The 1775-nt window shown below is 44.3% G+C and carries 3 protein-coding genes; 1 reads left to right on the top strand and 2 read right to left on the bottom strand.

Annotated elements, in window-relative coordinates:
* The coding region (locus tag VF500_RS26440) for a carboxypeptidase-like regulatory domain-containing protein (RefSeq protein ID WP_330862537.1) at positions 1–682 on the bottom strand (682 nt) is incomplete at its 3' end.
* Between the two features lie 175 nt (positions 683–857).
* Between VF500_RS26440 and VF500_RS26435 the strand changes: the two genes are divergently transcribed.
* Complete coding sequence (locus tag VF500_RS26435; protein ID WP_330862536.1) at positions 858–1565, top strand: FadR/GntR family transcriptional regulator; 708 nt, start codon at positions 858–860, stop codon at positions 1563–1565.
* 24 nt (positions 1566–1589) lie between these two features.
* Here VF500_RS26435 and VF500_RS26430 read toward each other — a convergent pair.
* The coding region (locus VF500_RS26430) for a helix-turn-helix domain-containing protein (RefSeq protein WP_330862535.1) at positions 1590–1775 on the bottom strand (186 nt) is incomplete at its 5' end.

The raw sequence follows: 1775 nt of genomic DNA, 5'->3' as shown, positions 1-1775 counted from the left end.
TGATCAGTATCACCCCATTATTGGCGCGGGCACCATAAATAGCTGTCGAAGCTGCATCTTTCAACAGGTCGATTGAGGCGATATCATCTGCCGGGATATCATTATAAGCCCGGATAACCCCATCTACCACCACTAATGGGGCACCCGGACTATTAATAGATGCTCCACCCCTCAGCACAATAAGCGGAGTTGCACCGGGAGCGCCACTACTATTAACTACCTGTAAACCTGAAACGGTTCCCTGCAGCGCACTGCCAATATTTGCCCTCGGCGCAGTCGCCAATACTTTATTATCTAAAGTGGCAATGGCGCTGGTAACGCTTTTGCGCGATTGGGTTCCGTAACCTACTACCACCACTTCGTTAAGGGCTTTGTTATCGGGTTTTAGTGCTATGTTAATCATCGTTTGCTGCCCAACTGTAATTTCCTGTGTTCCGTATCCCATAAAACGGAAAACCAGCACATCATTTGGCGATGCCTGAATAGTGTAGGTACCATCGGCCGATGTTGGGCCGCCTTGTGTTGTGCCTTTAATGGTCACGCTCACACCGGGCAGCGAACTGTGGTCGTCATCAGCGGTCACTTTGCCGCTGATCTTTTTTGTTTGGGCCTGAACAACCACAAAAAGCAACAAGCTCATTATGGTCATCAGCCCTTTTTTTAGTGTAAAACTTTGGTTCATATTTTATCGTTTATTTTGTATTATGTATGACATAATACAATTATGAAGTTTTATTTTTAATTTTGCAAATCAATCCGGTAAAATATTTTTCGGCTGATTTACTGGGTGTTTCAAATACACTAAATGATTTCGGGTATTATTTACGGTTGATTTGTATGTTTGCAGGGAAAGAAAAATGAAAAGCAACGGCCTTATTCAAAGCATAAAAAACATTGATACCAGTTCGCTGGTTGACCGGGTTGAAAAGAACCTGGTTGAACTGTTTGTTGAAAAAAAGTTTAAGGTTGGCGACCCTATTCCAAAGGAGCTGGAATTAGCTGAAGCTCTCGGCGTAAGCAGAACAGTGATCAGGGAGGCCTTACTCAGGTTGCGATTGATGGGACTGATAGAATCCAAGAAAAAACGCAGCGCTGTACTCACCAGCCCCGACTTGGTTTCCATCCTTGAAAAAAGCATGAACCCGGAGATTCTGGATAAATCTACTTTAAAGGAAATTTTTGAAATGCGGCTGGCGCTGGAGATCGGGATGGCCGATTTTATTATCGAACGTGTAAAACCTGAAGATATCGCCGAGCTGCGGGCTATTGTTTCGGTAGAACCCTTAGCTTCCCAGGCAGCTATTTTTGATGTGGAACAGGAGATCCGCTTTCACGGGAAATTGTATGATATCACCGGAAACGAAACGCTTCGCAAATTTCAGAAAATGCTTTTGCCCGTGTTTGACTATGTACATCAGAGCGGCCTGCTGAAAAAGCCTGTAAAACTTAAAAAATTCGTATCGCACGCCGGCCTCATCGACCTCATTGAGAAAGGATCGGCAGAAATGCTTCGAAATGGTATGCGCAACCACCTGGAAAATCACTTTGCCAGGCTGTTTGAATAAGATCTATTAACGCCCAGAGACAGGTCAGTTAAATGACCGCCGGAACTCCAACGGCGAAAGACTGGCTTTTGATTTGAATAACTTATTGAAAGATTGCGGACGCTCAAATCCCAGTTCATAAGCGATCTCCGCTACAGACAAAGCAGTGGTTGTCAGATACTCTTTGGCTTTATCTATCAATTTCTGATGAATATGCTGTTGCGCGCTTTG

It is taken from the genome of Mucilaginibacter sp. (assembly GCF_036383575.1).
Taxonomy (GTDB): Bacteria; Bacteroidota; Bacteroidia; order Sphingobacteriales; family Sphingobacteriaceae; genus Mucilaginibacter.
The sequence above is the reverse complement of the archived record's forward strand: the minus strand, read 5'-3'. Positions and strand labels throughout refer to the sequence as shown.

Coding starts and splice junctions, on each gene's coding strand:
- VF500_RS26435 (WP_330862536.1), top strand. CDS start 858: ATGAAAAGCAACGGCCTTATTCAAAGCATAAAAAACATTGATACCAGT.